The organism is Teredinibacter haidensis (assembly GCF_014211975.1).
Lineage (GTDB): Bacteria > Pseudomonadota > Gammaproteobacteria > Pseudomonadales > Cellvibrionaceae > Teredinibacter > Teredinibacter haidensis.
In genome coordinates, this window is record NZ_CP060084.1 from 1730636 (window position 1) to 1747179 (window position 16544).

A 16544-nucleotide genomic window follows, 5' to 3' on the forward strand; every position below is an offset into this window, starting at 1 on the left:
GGCAATAGCGCTGAGGCTTAATTCTACAAGCCATATTGAAGAGCTTCGGCAACTCTATTCAAACAACGCAAACCGGGCTATGAGAACACCTGCAAGCCCTATTGGTCGCTGCTGGTTATGCAAGGAGCATTTAAATAACGTCTAACTTGACCTAAACAAGCCGTGCCACCAGCAACATGTCTCCCTCAACTAAAATGTACCTCCTTCACCCAATATTCCCCTTATATATAAATACTCTATAAAACGACTTACTTATATTTATTTGTTATGTCAAACAAGACTAACCACCAAAGTTTATTTATCTGCGCTAGTCGCTATTAGTACCTAACGTCAGATTAGATACTAATAAGCATTGAACCTTACATAAACTTTAGTACTAATGTACAATTTGTAAGCTGTTTATTTCCCCCTATCCAAGGAGCCCCTCTCGAATGAATAACCTACGCTTGGCGTTGTCCGTATTAACACTCTGTAGTAGCCTCGCATACATACCCTACACCGCCGCAGAAACCTCCTCGGAGCTAACGACTAAAGTCGAGAGATATCAGGCCTCAATCTCCAATAAAGGCGCCGCACTGGAAACGGTTGAAAACCGTTTATTGGCATATGAAGCCAAAAAAGATGACGCGGCGTCACAGCTAGATGCTGCAAAAGTAGACCTCAGAGAAGCGCAATCCAATCTTACCCAAGCCAAGATCGATACATCTGAAGATTCCGCCCGTAAGCAGGATATGGCTCAAAGGCGTTTAGAACTTGCTGAGCGAGCAGTACAGAGCAGGGAGAAACGCCTGGAAAGAGTCATGCGAAAATTCGAAGAGCTGAGCGCAGAAAAGGAAAAACTTGAAAACGATATAAGCTGGTTAAAAGACGAGATTCCCTCCCTGACCTCTCGAGCGAAGACATTAAGCACCCGCGAACGCCAACCTGCCGCGGCTCCCCAGCCGATAAAAATTGCTAGCCCTCTACCTGCGGCAACGCCACGGCCGGCGCCTATTGCAACACCCGAGCCACCCCCCGTAGTTGTTGAAAGTGAAGACACCCCAATTGCAAAAACTATCCAAACGGCAGTTGTCGCTGCGGCCCCAGTAAAAACAGGTAACAACGCGGCATCTCAAGACTTAACACCCCGTCAGCTCTACGCTCGGGAAGAAATGCACAAGCTAAACGAGCTGACCAAAACCGCTGATAAGCGTGAACATCGCCGCTACAACGAGTTGCTAATGGAAATCGACCGCAACGAAGTCGTTGAGCTAGAGTATATGGGTAATGAGCAATTTTATACGGAAACTCAACTTACCCAAGGCAAGCATAAATTGACCATTAACCTGCGCAAGTTTTCCGTCACCATTCCGGAAAAGGCCAACGGCGATACCTATGTTGTAATTTACGACACCACCAACATTCGCAACGCCCGATTTGTTATATTCAATAAAAAGCTGCTCGACTAATCTTTTTTGCTAGCACACAAAAAAAGCCCCGGTCGAACGGGGCTTTTTTTTGTTCAGTCCCTAATTACTGAGCCGTACAGGTTGGCGTGGCCAAACCGCCATCCGAATTCCCCTGTATGCCGAAGCTTGTTGAAACTCCAGCAGCCAAATTGCCATTCCAGGCTATATTGCTCGCGGTAACGCTGGTTCCACCTTCAGATACAGACGCATTCCAGCTGCCGGTAACCTGTGGATCCTCACCAAATTCAACCACGACCGTCCAACCAGATGTAGTCGAGCTTCCACCATTGCTCACCTCAACATCAACCTGGTAACCAGATCCCCAGTGATTCATATACGTCACTTCACAGGCGATACCCCCAGAATTGTTGCTACTGGAGGAGCTACTGCTGGAAGACGAGCTGGAGCTACTACTTGTTGAGGAAGAGCTGGAGGAGGAAATGGAACTGCTGCTGGAAGACGAGGAGCTAGAGCTGCTACTAGAAGACGAGCTGATAGATGAACTGGAACCGTCACATATTTCCACAACACCCCCACTTCCACCCTGGCTTTCACAGGTGGTTCTACCGACACAGCTCTGCTGATCTTCCCAACCCCAACCGCTATCCTGATTCTGACATAGTGGACGAGGGTCATCCTGATACCACTTACACATCTCGGTACACTCGCCAGTGCCGTTTGAGCTACTGCTCGAAGAAGAACTGGAGCTACTGCTCGTAGACGAGCTAGAGCTACTTGAAGAACTGCTACTGCTGGACGAACTGCTAGTGCCGTCCAATACTGGCGTCAAAGCGGCGAACCACCCATCAGCCATTTTCCTGTCGCCACCGTCGTTAGGGTGAACACCGTCGCCGGTGTCGGCAACCGCATCAAAGCCTGTCCATAGGTCAACAACATAAATTGGTGAAGCCTGAGTACTAAGACCAGAAGCCCAACCAGGAATGGCATTATTTAGAGCAATCACACGCTGGTCACAATCAGCGCAGGAACCCGCTGGGTCCATAGGAATAATTTGAGCCACCAGAATTTTCATGCTGGGGTTATTAGAACGCATAGCGTTCACCAAGGACGTGAAAGCATCCAAAATTAAGGATGTTGAACGCGCACTCCAAACATCGTTGGTGCCCAAGTGCATCAACACGATCTCAGGATTCGTTTGTGACAGCCACGGGCCCAACTGGTTTTGATTCGCCATATTGGTGGCAAGAATACCGCCGTGACCTTCATTATCGCCATCGTGCGCTATAGAGCAGCCCTGAGGCCCAAGAGAACCAACAAAATCCAGGCCGGTGTAGCCCGCATTCTGTAGCTTATCCCACAGATAAGCTCGCCAGCAGCCCGGGCTACCGGTAATAGAATCCCCCAAAGGCATAACCCTTTGAGCTTGCACGGAGGAGATAGTAAAAATTGCCAATAAGGCAACGATCATTGAATACCACTTAATATTGCAGATACGCATGTTCAAGTCTCTTCTGACTGCCCGGTCTCACTGATGTCGTACAGCGATACCTCTCGAATCTTAGTGTGAGTTGTGATCGGGAATATGAATGTGAATGTTATAACTATTATGAATGTAACCGTTTGTAGCTACAGGGACGTTTTAGCACTATTTGTTAGAAGATAAAAACGAACTTAGGCCGTTTTTAAAAAAACTATCATTCCGTATGAAGCTTTTAATCGCTTATTGGAACTTTAGACGGACATATAAACCATCATGTGTATATTCATCGTCGCAACAACCAACAGGCCTTTCAGTTAAAGACTGGGTAGGAAAAAAATTCATCACATTTGTGCGGTATTCCAGGCCAGGCATCCGAAGATAAAACGCCTATACTTGACCTACACTGTATATTTTCACTACTGAGACACCGCCAATGAGTCTGATCAAACGCATACCCATCGATAAAGTTGAGCTGGGCATGTATGTGTCAGATCAAACACCGGGCATTGACAAGGGCGAGCTGCGCCCCAAAGGCTTTATACGGAGGTGGGAAACGGTCGACAAGCTTACCAATATGGGCTTAACAGAACTCTATATCGACACCCACAAAGGCCTGGATTCCCCGTTCACCCTTCCACTCCCCCCGAAAAATGCAACCCTTCAAGCTACCGTCAGCCTGGAGCAGGAGCGCGAACAAGCGCAGAAGGTGTATGCCGAGGCAAAGAACCTCGTCAACGAGTTGATGAACAACGTCAAAATGGGCAAAGCTATTGACGTTGGCCCCGTAGAAGGATTGGCGGACGATATAAATAACTCCGTACTAAACAACCACAACGCCTTACTCTGCTTGTCGGCCATTCGAGAGAAAGACCAATATCTGCTGGAGCACTCTATTAACGTTGGCATCCTTATGGGTGTATTCAGCCGCTTCCTTGGCTACGAACAGGAACTCGTTCACCAGCTGGTAACAGGTGCCTTACTCCACGATATCGGTAAAGTTCGCGTACCAAACCATATTCTCCACAAACCGGGAAAACTCACGGAGGATGAATGGCAAGAAATGAAACGTCATGTTGTTTATGGTCAAGAGACACTATTGAAATCTGAAGGTATCTCTGAGGTGGCTCTCTCTATCTGCGGTATGCATCACGAACGACTCGATGGCACTGGGTACCCTATGGGACTTAAAGAATTTGAGATCAATTCCTACGGTAAACTAGCCGCAATTGTCGATGTGTATGACGCCATCACTGCTTCACGCGTATATCACGACGGCAAGCCACCCGCCGAAGCTATGCAGCTTTTAATGGACTTAAGCAATGACCATCTGGACAGGGATCTGGTTCTGCAATTTATTCGCTGTATGAGCGTTTATCCTGTCGGCAGCTTTGTCGAACTCAGTAACGGCAGCGCTGGCATTGTTATTAGCACTCACCCCTTAGAACCCGTTCAACCCACAGTTAAAGTTATCTACAACGTCCGTCACAATAAACATGAAAAGCCCAGTATTATTGATTTGGCAAAAGAAACCGATATCACCATTTTGGACGCCCTCCACCCCGAACAATACGATATCGCTCTAAACGAGTTTATATAGACACTCTTAAATGCGCTAAAGTGTTTTCTCCGCTAGATACTCAAGCTCACATTCGTGTACCCTTGGCTCTATTTCCTGAATAACGCCAAGCCACAAGACAACACCTATGCATCACCTCTTTTCCATTGTTTTTTTTGCGGCTTTGCCAATATTAACTGGCTGCACCCCAGAACCCTACAAGCAAAATACAGCAACGGAAAATACGCGCAGAGTCACCGACAAACGCACGACCACCAAGCCCTGCCCCAACACCTACTTAATATGTGAAACATTTGAAGACTCACGCATACCGCAAGAACAGACAGGCAACATCAGCTTAAGCTCACTACAATCGCATACAGGAAAGCAATCACTGCAAATCACTGCAAGCGGCAACGGCTACAACACCAACTTTCTAGATATAGATCTCGCCGATATAGCGGATCTACAAACACAACTCTACGGGCGTATGTTCGTTTATCTCAGCGGTGAAAATGCCCTGAATACCGACTTCACTTTAGTGCAGGCAAGTGGCACATCAAAACAACACTCTGGAATCCCCTCAGATACAACTGTCATGTATCGAGGAAGGATCGACGGGCGCAACGATCACGTTATGGCAAACTACGATACATGGGTCGACAGAAATCAAGATGGCATAACCGACTGGCTGACGGACTGCTGGAAACACCCTAATGCCGATGGCTCAGCACCGCCGCCTCAGCACTATCTTTTCCCAAAAAACGAATGGTCTTGCGTACAGTGGTATTTCAACAGCAAAACCAATGAAATGCGTTTCTGGTTAAACAAATCAGAACTAACAGAACTACAGATAAAAAATCGGGGTGACGGCTGTTTAGGTAATGTGCAAATGGGTCAGTGGACAGGCCCTGAAAGCTTTACGCAATTGAGTGTGGGCATTGAACAATATCACTCAACCGCAAAGCCCAAAACACTTTACATTGATAATCTGGTCGTTGATGACTCTCCAATTCCCTGTCAATAAGGCCTTCAACTCCCCCTGCATAGGAGCATCCTTCATATGATGCTATGGAAGCGAATACTACTAATTACGGCAGGCTGGATTGCCGTAATTTTCGGCTTTGTAGGTATTTTTCTTCCGATTCTACCGACAACCCCTTTTCTTATATTGGCCGCCGCCTGTTTTGCTAAGAGTTCAGACAGGTTTCACCAATGGCTAATAAACAGCCCTTTTTTCGGTCCTATTATCGACGACTGGCAAAGGTACCGCGGTATTAAAAAGCCAGTTAAACGCTGGGCGATTTTTGTGGTAATTGTTACCTTTAGCTTTTCAATATTTATCGTCCCTTTGCTTTATGTCCGTATTTTTCTGATCATTATGCTCTGTACCTGCCTCTACTTTATTGCTCGCCTACCTGAGCGATAAGCATAAAAAAACGGCAAGTACCCGAAGGTAGCTCACCGCTTTTTTCTTGCCCGCAACCTTCGCGGCAAGTAATAGATCTAGAGCTAAATTAAGCTTTAGAATCCATGTATTCCATCAGCTCAACAACTTTACAGGAATAACCCCACTCGTTGTCGTACCAGGAAACCAGCTTAACAAACTTGTCACTCAACTGAATGCCAGCATCTGCATCAAAGATAGAGGTGCGGGAATCGCCAACGAAGTCTGTAGAAACAACTGCGTCTTCGGTGTAACCCAGAACGCCAGCCATTTCACCTTCAGAAGCAGCCTTCATTGCAGCTTTGATTTCGTCATAAGTAGCAGGCTTCTGCAGACGAACAGTCAAGTCAACAACAGACACATCAGGAGTTGGCACACGGAAGGCCATACCAGTCAGTTTACCGTTCAGCTCAGGGATAACTTTACCTACTGCTTTGGCTGCACCAGTTGAAGATGGGATGATGTTCTGGCCTGCACCACGGCCACCGCGCCAGTCTTTCATAGAAGGACCGTCAACAGTTTTCTGGGTAGCTGTAGTAGCGTGAACAGTTGTCATCAGCGCTTCTTCAATACCCCAGTTATCATTAACAACTTTGGCCAGTGGCGCAAGACAGTTAGTAGTACAAGAGGCGTTAGATACGATGTTAACGTCTGGAGTGTACTTGTCGTTGTTAACACCCATTACAAACATTGGGGTGTCATCTTTAGATGGGCCAGTCAGAACAACCTTCTTGGCACCCGCTTTCAGGTGAGCTTCTGCTGTTTCTTTGGTCAAGAAGATACCTGTGGCTTCAGCAACGTAATCTGCGCCAACTTCGTCCCACTTCAGGTTAGCTGGGTCACGCTCGGAAGTTACACGAATGTTTTTACCGTTAACAATCAGCTTGCCATCTTTAACTTCAACATCGCCGTTAAATTGACCATGAGTAGAATCGTACTTCAGCATGTAAGCGATGTAATCGACGTCTAACAGATCGTTGATACCAACAATCTCAACATTATCGCGCTCGCAAGCAGCACGAAAAACGAGTCTGCCGATACGGCCAAAGCCATTGATTCCGACTTTAATGGTGCTCATAGTTTTCTCCTAGAGTGTGAAATAGTAAGCCGGTAGATTACGGCTTAAGAGTTGCGTGGGTAGTTGTTGCTCGGCCACCGTATACCGATTTAGCTACGGTGTACCTCTTTACATCTACTTGATTCGGTGGCTTGTGCGACACATATCAGGATCGCTTCCCCGCCTTTATTTGGCGAACAGGAATGTCTACCAAAAACGGTCGCCATTCTAGCGTTTTTCGATGCGTTCCTCCACACGAAGAGTATAGCCAAGATCAAGAAAATGAGTATTCAGATATAAAAATCCGTTAACTGGCCAATAGAGCCCTGAAACCGGGCTCTCCAGCAGGCACTTGCAGCTCGACTAGTCGAGCGCACACCACAGCTCAAAGTCTTCGTTAAGCCACTTGCGATCATCTCGACCTAACAGTTCGTCGGCGCCATCAGGACCTAAGCCCCCAGACTGGTACTCTTCAACGGGCATACCTGTAGCTTTCCACCCAGCAAAAATCTGATCGACCCATTTCCAGGCAGCCTCAACTTCGGCAGCACTGACAAACAGCGTTGGATCGTTGCGCAACACATCAAAGAACAGGCGAGAATAGGCGTCATAGGTCACTTTTTGTTCTTTTTCGTCAAAAGAAAAATTCAGTACACCGTCTTCAACAGGAATACCTGCATCCAGGCCGGGAACTTTATGCATCAAACGCAGCGCAATACCGGCATCCGGCTGCAACTGAATAATCAGCTGATTAGCCTTATGTTCGGAATGGTTTTCCTCAAAGATCTGATGCCGGCTCTGTTTAAACTGAATCACAATTTCCGAGTGGCGCTTGTGCATACGCTTACCTGTACGCAGATAAACCGGCACGCCAGACCAGCGCCAGTTTTCAATTTCAGCCTTAATCGCCACAAACGTTTCCGTCTGGCTATTCGGATCAACCTTATACTTATCCGATTTTTCTTCACGGTAGCCCGGCACGTCCTCATCATCCACATAGCCGCTGCCATATTGACCCCGAACAGTCAGGCTCTCGACTTCTTCATGAGGAATCAAGCGCAAAGCATTTAACACCTTCAGTTTTTCAGCACGCACCGACTCGGCATTCAATGATGCAGGCGGTTCCATAGCCACCAGACACAACACCTGCAATAGATGGTTCTGCACCATATCGCGAGTTGCCCCTGTTTGGTCATAAAACGCCCATCGGTTGCCTACACCTACAGATTCCGTAACCGTAATCTGAATATGGTCGATATAACGGGAATTCCACAATGGCTCGAACATATCGTTGGCAAAACGCAAGGCCAGTAAGTTTTGCACCGACTCCTTACCCAAATAGTGATCAATGCGAAAAATCTGCTCCTCACTGAAGGTACGAGACAACTCGTTATTAATCGCGAGAAATGATTCCCGGCTGTCTCCCAATGGCTTTTCGATCACTAGGCGAGTGGTTGGACGGTTTAGGCCGCAACGGTTAATAGAGCTGCATACATTACCGAAAATCATGGGCGGAACAGCGAGGTAGATCACCAGGTGGTTATCATTCTCAAAAAACTCACTTTTAACACGCTCCAGGGCCTCCGGGTCGGTTGCATCACCCTGCCCAAACCAGATTTTATCCGCAAAGCTCAGCCATTTTTCTTCTGAATACAGCTCTTCCTTGATTTTACTTTTCAACCAGATATTAATCTTAGAATGGAATTCTTCTCGCGTTTGACCGGTGCGCGCCATACCAATAATACGGGTGTTTTCTGGCATGCAGTTGTTTAGCTCAAGATAGTACAGCGATGGATACAGCTTACGAAGAGCCAGATCACCATCACCACCAACAATCAACAGGTCTGTTTTCATACCTTTACCTTTGGACACCTTAATTCAGAAACGACTAGATCAATATGTATCTAGCGCGGTTTTACGTATACCACCCCCCTAACCTCGTGGCACAACACGTTCCGGAAAGGGATCGTAAAGCGGATGAGAAAAGATCAGGGGATCGATCCGGGCGCTAGTGATAACCCGAAACGGCTGCTATTTGTTTATTGGTTTTAAGGGCGATCAGTTTTCGCACTAACGACTAATAAAGCTACGATTATCGATAGCCAAGATTTTGGTTTCAGGCACGTTTATACCAAACGTATACGTACACCAAAAAACCTATAAAAGCGCGGCCATTTTAGACTGTGAACGGAACTCATTCAACCTCACCGGCTCATAGCTGGAAACTATAGTTTTAGACATAAAAAGGAAGCCAGGGCAGACGCCAAAAACCCGAAAATCACATTGTTCAAATACGGACAGGAGCCCTGAAATACACAGGACAAAAGCCTTACACTCGCAATTCAGATACTATTCATATTCTCACTTATAGAATTCACAACATCACAGTAATCGCAAAGGAATCTTCAACCTGTTATGCCAACTAAACTATCGATTAACAGCTCCTCCGGTGAAAAATCAGTTTTTAGCCTTCTTTGCTTTGTACTATGGGCATATTGTGCTTTCGTCTCACCTATCACCGCGGCAGACGAAATTCTGTTTAAGGCAGAATATGAAGGCAAATATTCGGGCATGACCATTACATCAACTCGAACACTGATTGCAAAAGATGCAAGTACATTTCTCGTTGAATCCCGTATGAAAAACATCCTTGGCTCAATCACAGAAAAGAGCAATTTCAAGTTTGAAAATGGAGTAATGCAGCCCTCCGAATACCGCTATACCCGCAGTGTTATTGGATTTAAAGCCGATGAAAAAATCAGCTTTGATTGGGATAGTAAGACGGCTCGATATGAGAGAAAAGACAAACCGGAAAAAAACCGTGAGCACAAACTAGAGCCTGGAGTACTTGACCCAGTGCTATACCAGCTTCAAATGCAGCGCGAAGCTTTTAGTGGTAAAGACGCATTTCGCCTAACCTTTGTAAAACCGAGCAAAGTACAAACCTTGCTATTTCACAAAACCGCAGACGAGGCACTTACCGTTGGCGCAAAAGATTACCCCGCAATCAAATTTGAGCGAATTAACCTCGACGACTTGAAAAAAACCCGCATATGGTTAATCCCCGAACTCAATTATCAGATTGGCCGTATTGAACACATTGAGGAAGATGGCGACTCTTATAATATCTTTCTCAAAAGCTATACCGCATCCCCTAAACTGGTGAGCAATATTTACCAGGCCTCAACGCCGTAGAACAGAATACAGCCATACTCAAAAGAGTGTAATATTCCCGCTCCCAAAGGAAACACTCATGGCTGGATCACTAGAAAAAGGCGCCGATATTGCCACACAGGAAAATGTTGGCGAACACGCCGTACTTTTCGCTGACATTGTTGGCAGCTCGAACATCTACCAGATGCTGGGGAACACCCGTGCGCAACGTGAAATTGATCGCCTTGTCTCACTTATGATTCAGGTCGTCCAAGCTCACAAAGGCCAGCTGGTCAAAACCATTGGGGACGAAATAATGGTTATTTTCACGGAGCCGGAAAGCGCTGCCGAATCGGCCATAGCTCTCAACCTGAAAATCCAGGAACAAAATCAAGCCATTAGAACGGGAATGGCCGTCGGTGCATTAATATTCGATGGTCCCGATGTTTTTGGTAACACCGTTAACCGAGCGGCCAGCCTTGTACGCGCAGCACAGAGCAAACAAGTGCTTATGGACCAGCCCATGCAGGAAGGAATGCCCTACTGGCTGTTAAATTACTGTGAGCTATACGACCGCCTAATGCTTAAAGGCAGCGAGAGTAAAGCTCTGGTTTACCGCCTGAATTGGCAGCAAGAGAACTGTACAGATCTCAGCGCCACACAAGTAAGCGGAAGCATGATTTCGGCGAAAACTCAATTTTCTAACGAGCTTGAACTTACCATCGAGCAAGAGACCTTCTATTTCACTGCCGCCGACAAGCCCCTCACAATTGGCCGCGACCCGGCGGTAGCCCAATGTACGATTACTGACCCTAAAGTCTCTCGCTTGCATGGCGTTGTGTCATTTCATCGAGGCAAATTTATCTACGAAGACCGAAGCACCAACGGCAGCTACCTTCAAGAGAGTGGGCAACCTCAGATCTATTTACGCCGTGAATCCGCACCGCTTGTAAAGGCTGGTGTTATCACGCTAGGACAACCGGAGCAAACTGAAGACAATATGATCCGATTCAGACACCTGTGAAGAAAACACCACCTAAAACCCAGAAAACCTAGAAATAGCACTTTATAACTATATTTATTTGTAATGGTGGCGTTAAAAACATGTTTTATTCAGCATAAAGAACCACTCCCGCTCTTTTAATTACATACACAACGTTAGTAAACACTATCGCCCCATTTAGCTACTCCAAACAAGTCTCACTTCAGCCAAACAAAACTGTGATCAATTGCACCTATATTTCGGCCTCTGGATTACGATTTGGTATAACCGGGCATCTTTCTTATTTCCACCATTTTAGTAATCTGGACTTATCAACTAACCCGGAGGCATCCCAAAATGGTCCCGATTTTTCTAAAAGGTATAAAAGCGTGCTGTACAAAGCTGGCTATAGCTTTGTGCGGGCTGGGCATCTGCTGCCCCTGCCTTGCGGCATTTTTTGGGGACAACGAGGCTAGTATCCACACCAAAAACATACAAAGCCCATTAACATTTCTGGCTGTCCATATGATGGATGACGAAGCATTAATCCACTCTGCGCAAATGCGGCGTGACACCAGCATGACGAATCAGGTTCGCCTGTTGAATAGCCAGTGGCTATTACAGGACCAGCACAACACCTGGTCTGGCAATAAAGCGGTCAGTAAATTTCTGAAAATTGGCTTGAAGCGGTTTATCAGCGTTCGCTATAAGATGCAAAATAACTTGGTGGAGCAGCCAGAGAATAACGATTTTGAAACATCAATCTGGAATACCTACTCTTTAGAAGTGTCGGGAAACAAAGTGATGCTAGGTATGAAGTTCCAATTCTAGTGTAGCACCGAGCACTAACCTTATGCCCATCTTGATGGGCCCCTGCGCCCAAATCGTCTGTCACCTCCAGTTCCGTACCTGTACGGGATTTTTTATATGCTGAGATAAGGCAGAAGGCAGTACGCTGTTCGAGCACAGATACCCAAGGGCTGCGCCCTACACTCAGCCCTCAACCAAAATCAAACTAAAAGCCACGTTAGATACGGCCCCCTACCACCCACACCCCATTCCCCGTAAAATGCTGTTATCAATTTTAAGGCAGTAAAATCAATATGGCCGAAGCATTTATTACAGATACCTCAAAGGGCGCCCCACTTTGGCGACGATTTGCCTCAATGTTGTATGACAGCTTCCTGCTAATGGCCCTAAGCATGGGCTACGGCGCCCTGGCAACGCTAGTTCTGTTTTTAATCCACGGTGACTCAACTGGCGGTGAATACCAACCTATGGTCACAAGCAGCATCGGTAATCTCCTGCTGCTAACCGGTTTGGTAACGACGCTGACGGGTTTTTATGTATTCTTTTGGCATAGAGCCGGACAAACAGCGGGAATGCGGGCCTGGAGGCTGCAGGTCATCACTTTGTCAGAACTGCCTGAAGTAAGGCAGCCCAGTTTAACCAAGAGCTTGGCGCGCGCGCCCCTATCTTTTCTGGCTATCGCGGTTGGTGGATTGGGCTACTGGTGGCGTGCATTTGATATCAATGGCGATTGTTTACACGACAAGCTGAGCCAAACCCGTGTCATCCTTACGGCGCCACGCAAGAAAAAAAGCGCTCCGAACTAACCCGAACGCTTAATTAACAACCAGCCCAAGACAAAACAGGCAAGAATGGGCGTTAAAACCGCAAACATCGGTGAAAACCCCATAATAATGGAGATAGGACCCAGCAACTTCTGGCTGGTTTGGAAGACAAGCCCCACAATAACCCCGATAAAAACCCGGAACCCCATCGTGGTTTGACGCAAGGGGCCAAAAATAAACGAGATCGCAATCATCACCAAACTGAGCGTCGCCAGAGGCTGCAAGGCTTTTTGCCAGAAGGCGAGACGATATTGACTGGAATCAATATTCTGCTTTTCCTGATAATTCGCGTAGGCGTTTAAGCGCTGCATAGGCAGCTCATCCGGATCCAGAACCAGCACGTTCAATAAGTCCGGCGACACTTCCGTATACCAGTGCCGGGTTATAAATTCTTCACGACGAATAAGATCGCCCTCAAAATAAGTTATTTCACCCTCCTGCTCCGCCCAGTATTCACCCTGATAAATAGCGGAGTGAATAAAACTGGCTTGCACAAGATTACCGTCAGTGTCGAATCGGTAGCGCGTAATGCCGTAGAGCTTACCGTTCGGCAATACCGCATTAAAATGCATATACTCATCGTTTTCGCGAAACCACAAACCACGCTCACTTTGCATAGCCTTTTCGTGGCCTTGCAAAAACGCGCGACGGCTGTCTGCAAACTGATCGGTATAGGGGGCAACATATTCACCCAACAGTGCACCGGCAAAAATAAACAGCAGCACCGGCCGCATAACAGCCCATATAATTTGACGAATGGAAACACCCGCGGCGCGAATAACCACCAGTTCAGAGCTATTAGCCAGCAGACCTAAGCCGATCAAGCAGCCAACCAGAGCGGCCAAAGGAAGAAAATCGTAGACGCTGGAAGGTATGTATAACAGTACATACAAGAGCGCTTCGATAAAAACGTAGTTACCCTTAAGCTGGCTCAGCTGATCAACTAGATCGGCAATTGCATCCAACGACACAATCACCATCAAGACACCAATAACAGCCGCCAATACCTGTTGAGCGATATAGCGTTTCAATTTAATCACGCCACACCTCCAGCTTGCCCACGTTTAAGTATCGTTTTTTTTCTGAAAACAAAACGTTTTTCCGCCAACAGCAAAAGTCCTAAACAGAAAAACCCCAGGTGCACGACCCACAATGTACCTACGATGGGTTCGTTATTTTCTTCGATCATGCCTCGCGCTGCGTTTACGCAAACCAAATACACCATATACAAAATGACAGCGGGCAACATTTTAGCGTAGCGCCCCTGACGTGGCTGGGTACGACTGAGCGGTACCGCAAGAAAGCCGACAACCATCACCAGTACTGGCATGGAGAACCGCCACTGCAGAGCGGCATTGGCTGCAGCCGTGTTTTCGTTAAACAGGCTCTTAGTAGTTAAACCATCGGTAAAACGTTTTGGTTTTACCGCATAATCCGGCTCGGGCAGCATTTGTGAATATTGGGAAAAACTCACAACGCGGTAATCGACATCCCCCGGAATACCAATATAACGTCGACCATTTTTTAACAGCAGGTATTTACGACCCGAACCTTCATCGATAACGGTTTCACCGGATTCAGCGGTGACTACCGTTAAATCCACTTCCCGTTGCTGCTCCTGTTCATAATCAACCGACGTGTCGATAGGGGAAACCTTCGCCATAAACACATTACGCAGTTGCTTTTTATCTTCACTAATAGACTCGGCGTAGCTAGTACCTGTACCGCCATCCAGATTGTGGAAACGCGAAGGCTTAAGTGTTTCAAAATCAGTTCGGCTGCGCTGCTCTGCCAAAAGCGCCTCGGACGCTCTCACCCCTTCCGGCCCCAAATACAAGCTAAACAAGCCAACTACAATGGCCACCACCAGTGAGGACGCAGTTGTGAACATCACCAGTCGCTTCTGGCTCATACCACAGGCATGAAGCACGGTCATTTCACTGTCCAGATACAGGCGCCCATAGGCGAAGAGAATGCCAATAAATAACCCTAAAGGTAGGATCAGCTCGAGGTAAGCCGGTAGTCGGTAGGCCATTAAGGTCAGCAAAACACCAGCATCCAGCTTGCCTGTTGCAGCCTCGGCCAAATAGTTCACAAAACGCGCACTAATGATGATCATCAACAACACTAAACTCACCGCAAACATGCTGCTGAGCACTTCGCGCGCTAAGTAACGGAATATAATCATTGGCAAAATCATTCTATAAAATGAAGGGCGAGATTCTACCAGATTTGCTGCAATGAAAACGAACGCTTAAACTCCTTACATCTTGAACCCGCTTTGGAATTCCATACCATGCAATTCTCTACCAAAAATATTGATGTAGTCGCTCAAGCCACTCAATGCGCTGTTGTTTTCGCTCTAGAAGACAAGCTGCTTGCCAGCGCCAAGGCCATTGATAAGTTACACGGTGGCGCGCTCAGCGCGCTAATAGCAAATAAAGATCTCAAGCCCAAAGCTGGCCACAAGCGCTGGATCACTTTGGCGCCGTCCAAACGCCCCTATCAAAGAGTATTACTCGTTCAATTAGGAAAGTCCGACGACAAAAAGGCCAGCAAGCTGAAATCCGACAACCTCTTGGCCGCGCTCAGTTCAGCGGCAACAGCCCTTAGCCAATCCCCCGTGAAGGATGCCACGGTTTATATCGACGACCTATTTAGCCAAAACATCACGGTCGAACACAATGGCACAACCGCAGACCCAAGTTGGGTAGCAGAACAACTGGCAATAGCCGTTCAGAAAGCCAGCTACCGCTATACAGAAACCAAAAGCAAACCCGACGCCAAACCAGCTTTAAGCAAAATAACCTACGCCTCCAGCAATGCCGCCCGCGTAAAAGGCCAACGTCTGGCGCTGGTACGCGGTGCCGCCATAGGCTCGGGGATCAACTACACGCGCGAACTGGGCAACCTACCACCCAATATTTGTACGCCCTCTTTCCTCGCTGACCAGGGAAAAGCTCTGGCAACCAGCTCCAGCAGCGCCTTGACGTGCCGCAGCCTAGACCACAAACAGATGGAAAAGCTGGGGATGGGGGCCTTCCTCTCCGTTGCCAAAGGCAGCTCGGAAGAAGGCAAGCTCATTATAATGGAATACAAAGGCACTGCAGTGGCCAACTCCAAGCCCCACGTATTGGTGGGTAAAGGAATTACCTTCGACACCGGAGGCATAAGCCTTAAACCTGGTGCCGCGATGGACGAGATGAAATTCGATATGTGCGGTGCCGCGAGCGTGTTCGGCAGCATGAAAGCCCTGGTGGAAATGAAAGCCAAGGTACATGTGGTAGCACTGATAGCCGCTGCAGAAAACATGCCTGCTGGCAACGCCTCCAAACCAGGTGATGTCGTAACTTCCATGTCCGGCCAAACCATCGAAATCCTCAACACCGATGCGGAAGGACGCCTGGTGCTCTGTGACGCGCTCACCTACGCCGAACGCTTCAAGCCAAAATCTGTTGTCGACATCGCCACCCTGACCGGCGCCTGCGTGGTGGCCCTGGGCAACCATGCCTGCGGGCTCTACAGTAACCACCAACCCATGGCCGAGAAACTATTAGCTGCTGGCACCTTCAGTAACGACAAAGCCTGGCAAATGCCACTGTGGGATGAATACCAAAAACAACTCGACAGCAACTTTGCAGATATGGCCAATATTGGTGGGATGCCGGGCGGCAGTATTACAGCGGCCTGTTTTCTCTCGCGCTTCGCCAAAAAATATCACTGGGCTCACCTGGATATTGCTGGAATAGCTTGGCAATCCGGCGCAAAAAAAGGTGCGACCGGGCGTCCCGTTGCCCTTCTGGTTAACTACCTGCTGAATGCCTGAT

At 47.5% G+C, this 16544-nt stretch carries 14 protein-coding genes; 9 read left to right on the forward strand and 5 right to left on the reverse strand.

The window, feature by feature from the left end; genetic code table 11:
• Positions 1–431 precede the first annotated feature (431 nt).
• Complete coding sequence (locus tag H5715_RS06790; RefSeq protein WP_075184617.1) at positions 432–1448, forward strand: hypothetical protein; 1017 nt, start codon at positions 432–434, stop codon at positions 1446–1448.
• A 64-nt stretch (positions 1449–1512) separates the two neighbouring features.
• Here the strand turns inward: H5715_RS06790 and H5715_RS06795 are convergent, their stop codons facing one another.
• On the reverse strand, positions 1513–2907 hold the full coding sequence (locus tag H5715_RS06795) for a cellulose binding domain-containing protein (protein WP_075184616.1): 1395 nt from the start codon (positions 2905–2907) through the stop codon (positions 1513–1515).
• 415 nt (positions 2908–3322) lie between these two features.
• Between H5715_RS06795 and H5715_RS06800 the strand changes: the two genes are divergently transcribed.
• The 3 genes from H5715_RS06800 to H5715_RS06810 all read left to right on the forward strand — a co-directional run bounded on the left by H5715_RS06800 (position 3323) and on the right by H5715_RS06810 (position 5873).
• On the forward strand, positions 3323–4486 hold the full coding sequence (locus H5715_RS06800; RefSeq protein WP_075184615.1) for an HD-GYP domain-containing protein: 1164 nt from the start codon (positions 3323–3325) through the stop codon (positions 4484–4486).
• A gap of 106 nt (positions 4487–4592) precedes the next feature.
• Positions 4593–5471, forward strand: coding sequence for a hypothetical protein (locus H5715_RS06805; RefSeq protein WP_075184614.1), 879 nt, complete (start codon positions 4593–4595; stop codon positions 5469–5471).
• A 36-nt stretch (positions 5472–5507) separates the two neighbouring features.
• Positions 5508–5873: a YbaN family protein gene (locus H5715_RS06810; RefSeq protein WP_221892353.1), complete on the forward strand. Its 366-nt coding sequence runs from the start codon at positions 5508–5510 to the stop codon at positions 5871–5873.
• Between the two features lie 88 nt (positions 5874–5961).
• Here H5715_RS06810 and gap read toward each other — a convergent pair whose 3' ends face one another.
• Positions 5962–6969 carry a type I glyceraldehyde-3-phosphate dehydrogenase gene (gene gap, locus H5715_RS06815; protein WP_075184613.1) on the reverse strand — a complete coding sequence of 336 codons (1008 nt, stop codon included), beginning with the start codon at positions 6967–6969 and terminating at the stop codon, positions 5962–5964.
• 342 nt (positions 6970–7311) lie between these two features.
• Positions 7312–8802: a glucose-6-phosphate dehydrogenase gene (gene zwf / locus H5715_RS06820; protein ID WP_075184612.1), complete on the reverse strand. Its 1491-nt coding sequence runs from the start codon at positions 8800–8802 to the stop codon at positions 7312–7314.
• Between the two features lie 561 nt (positions 8803–9363).
• On the opposite strand from zwf, the gene H5715_RS06825 reads away from it, so the two are divergent.
• The 4 genes from H5715_RS06825 to H5715_RS06840 all read left to right on the forward strand — a co-directional run bounded on the left by H5715_RS06825 (position 9364) and on the right by H5715_RS06840 (position 12699).
• Positions 9364–10143 carry a DUF3108 domain-containing protein gene (locus H5715_RS06825; RefSeq protein WP_139309719.1) on the forward strand — a complete coding sequence of 260 codons (780 nt, stop codon included), beginning with the start codon at positions 9364–9366 and terminating at the stop codon, positions 10141–10143.
• Between the two features lie 58 nt (positions 10144–10201).
• The gene (locus H5715_RS06830; protein ID WP_075184611.1) at positions 10202–11125 is read left to right on the forward strand and encodes an adenylate/guanylate cyclase domain-containing protein; all 924 of its coding nucleotides are present in this window, start codon (positions 10202–10204) and stop codon (positions 11123–11125) included.
• 483 nt (positions 11126–11608) lie between these two features.
• On the forward strand, positions 11609–11914 hold the full coding sequence (locus tag H5715_RS06835) for a hypothetical protein (protein ID WP_139309718.1): 306 nt from the start codon (positions 11609–11611) through the stop codon (positions 11912–11914).
• 272 nt (positions 11915–12186) lie between these two features.
• Positions 12187–12699 (forward strand): RDD family protein, encoded by a 513-nt coding sequence (locus H5715_RS06840; protein ID WP_075184609.1) that lies wholly within the window; start codon positions 12187–12189, stop codon positions 12697–12699.
• Here H5715_RS06840 and lptG read toward each other — a convergent pair.
• Together lptG and lptF are read right to left on the reverse strand one after the other, a co-directional pair.
• Positions 12696–13757, reverse strand: a complete 1062-nt coding sequence (gene lptG, locus H5715_RS06845) for an LPS export ABC transporter permease LptG (RefSeq protein ID WP_075184608.1) — start codon at positions 13755–13757, stop codon at positions 12696–12698. The genes H5715_RS06840 and lptG overlap by 4 nt on opposite strands.
• The gene (gene lptF, locus H5715_RS06850; protein ID WP_075184607.1) at positions 13754–14905 is read right to left on the reverse strand and encodes an LPS export ABC transporter permease LptF; all 1152 of its coding nucleotides are present in this window, start codon (positions 14903–14905) and stop codon (positions 13754–13756) included. Before lptF ends, lptG begins: the two co-directional genes overlap by 4 nt.
• Positions 14906–15013: 108 nt before the next feature.
• Between lptF and H5715_RS06855 the strand changes: the two genes are divergently transcribed.
• Positions 15014–16543 (forward strand): leucyl aminopeptidase, encoded by a 1530-nt coding sequence (locus tag H5715_RS06855; RefSeq protein WP_075184606.1) that lies wholly within the window; start codon positions 15014–15016, stop codon positions 16541–16543.
• Position 16544 lies beyond the last annotated feature (1 nt).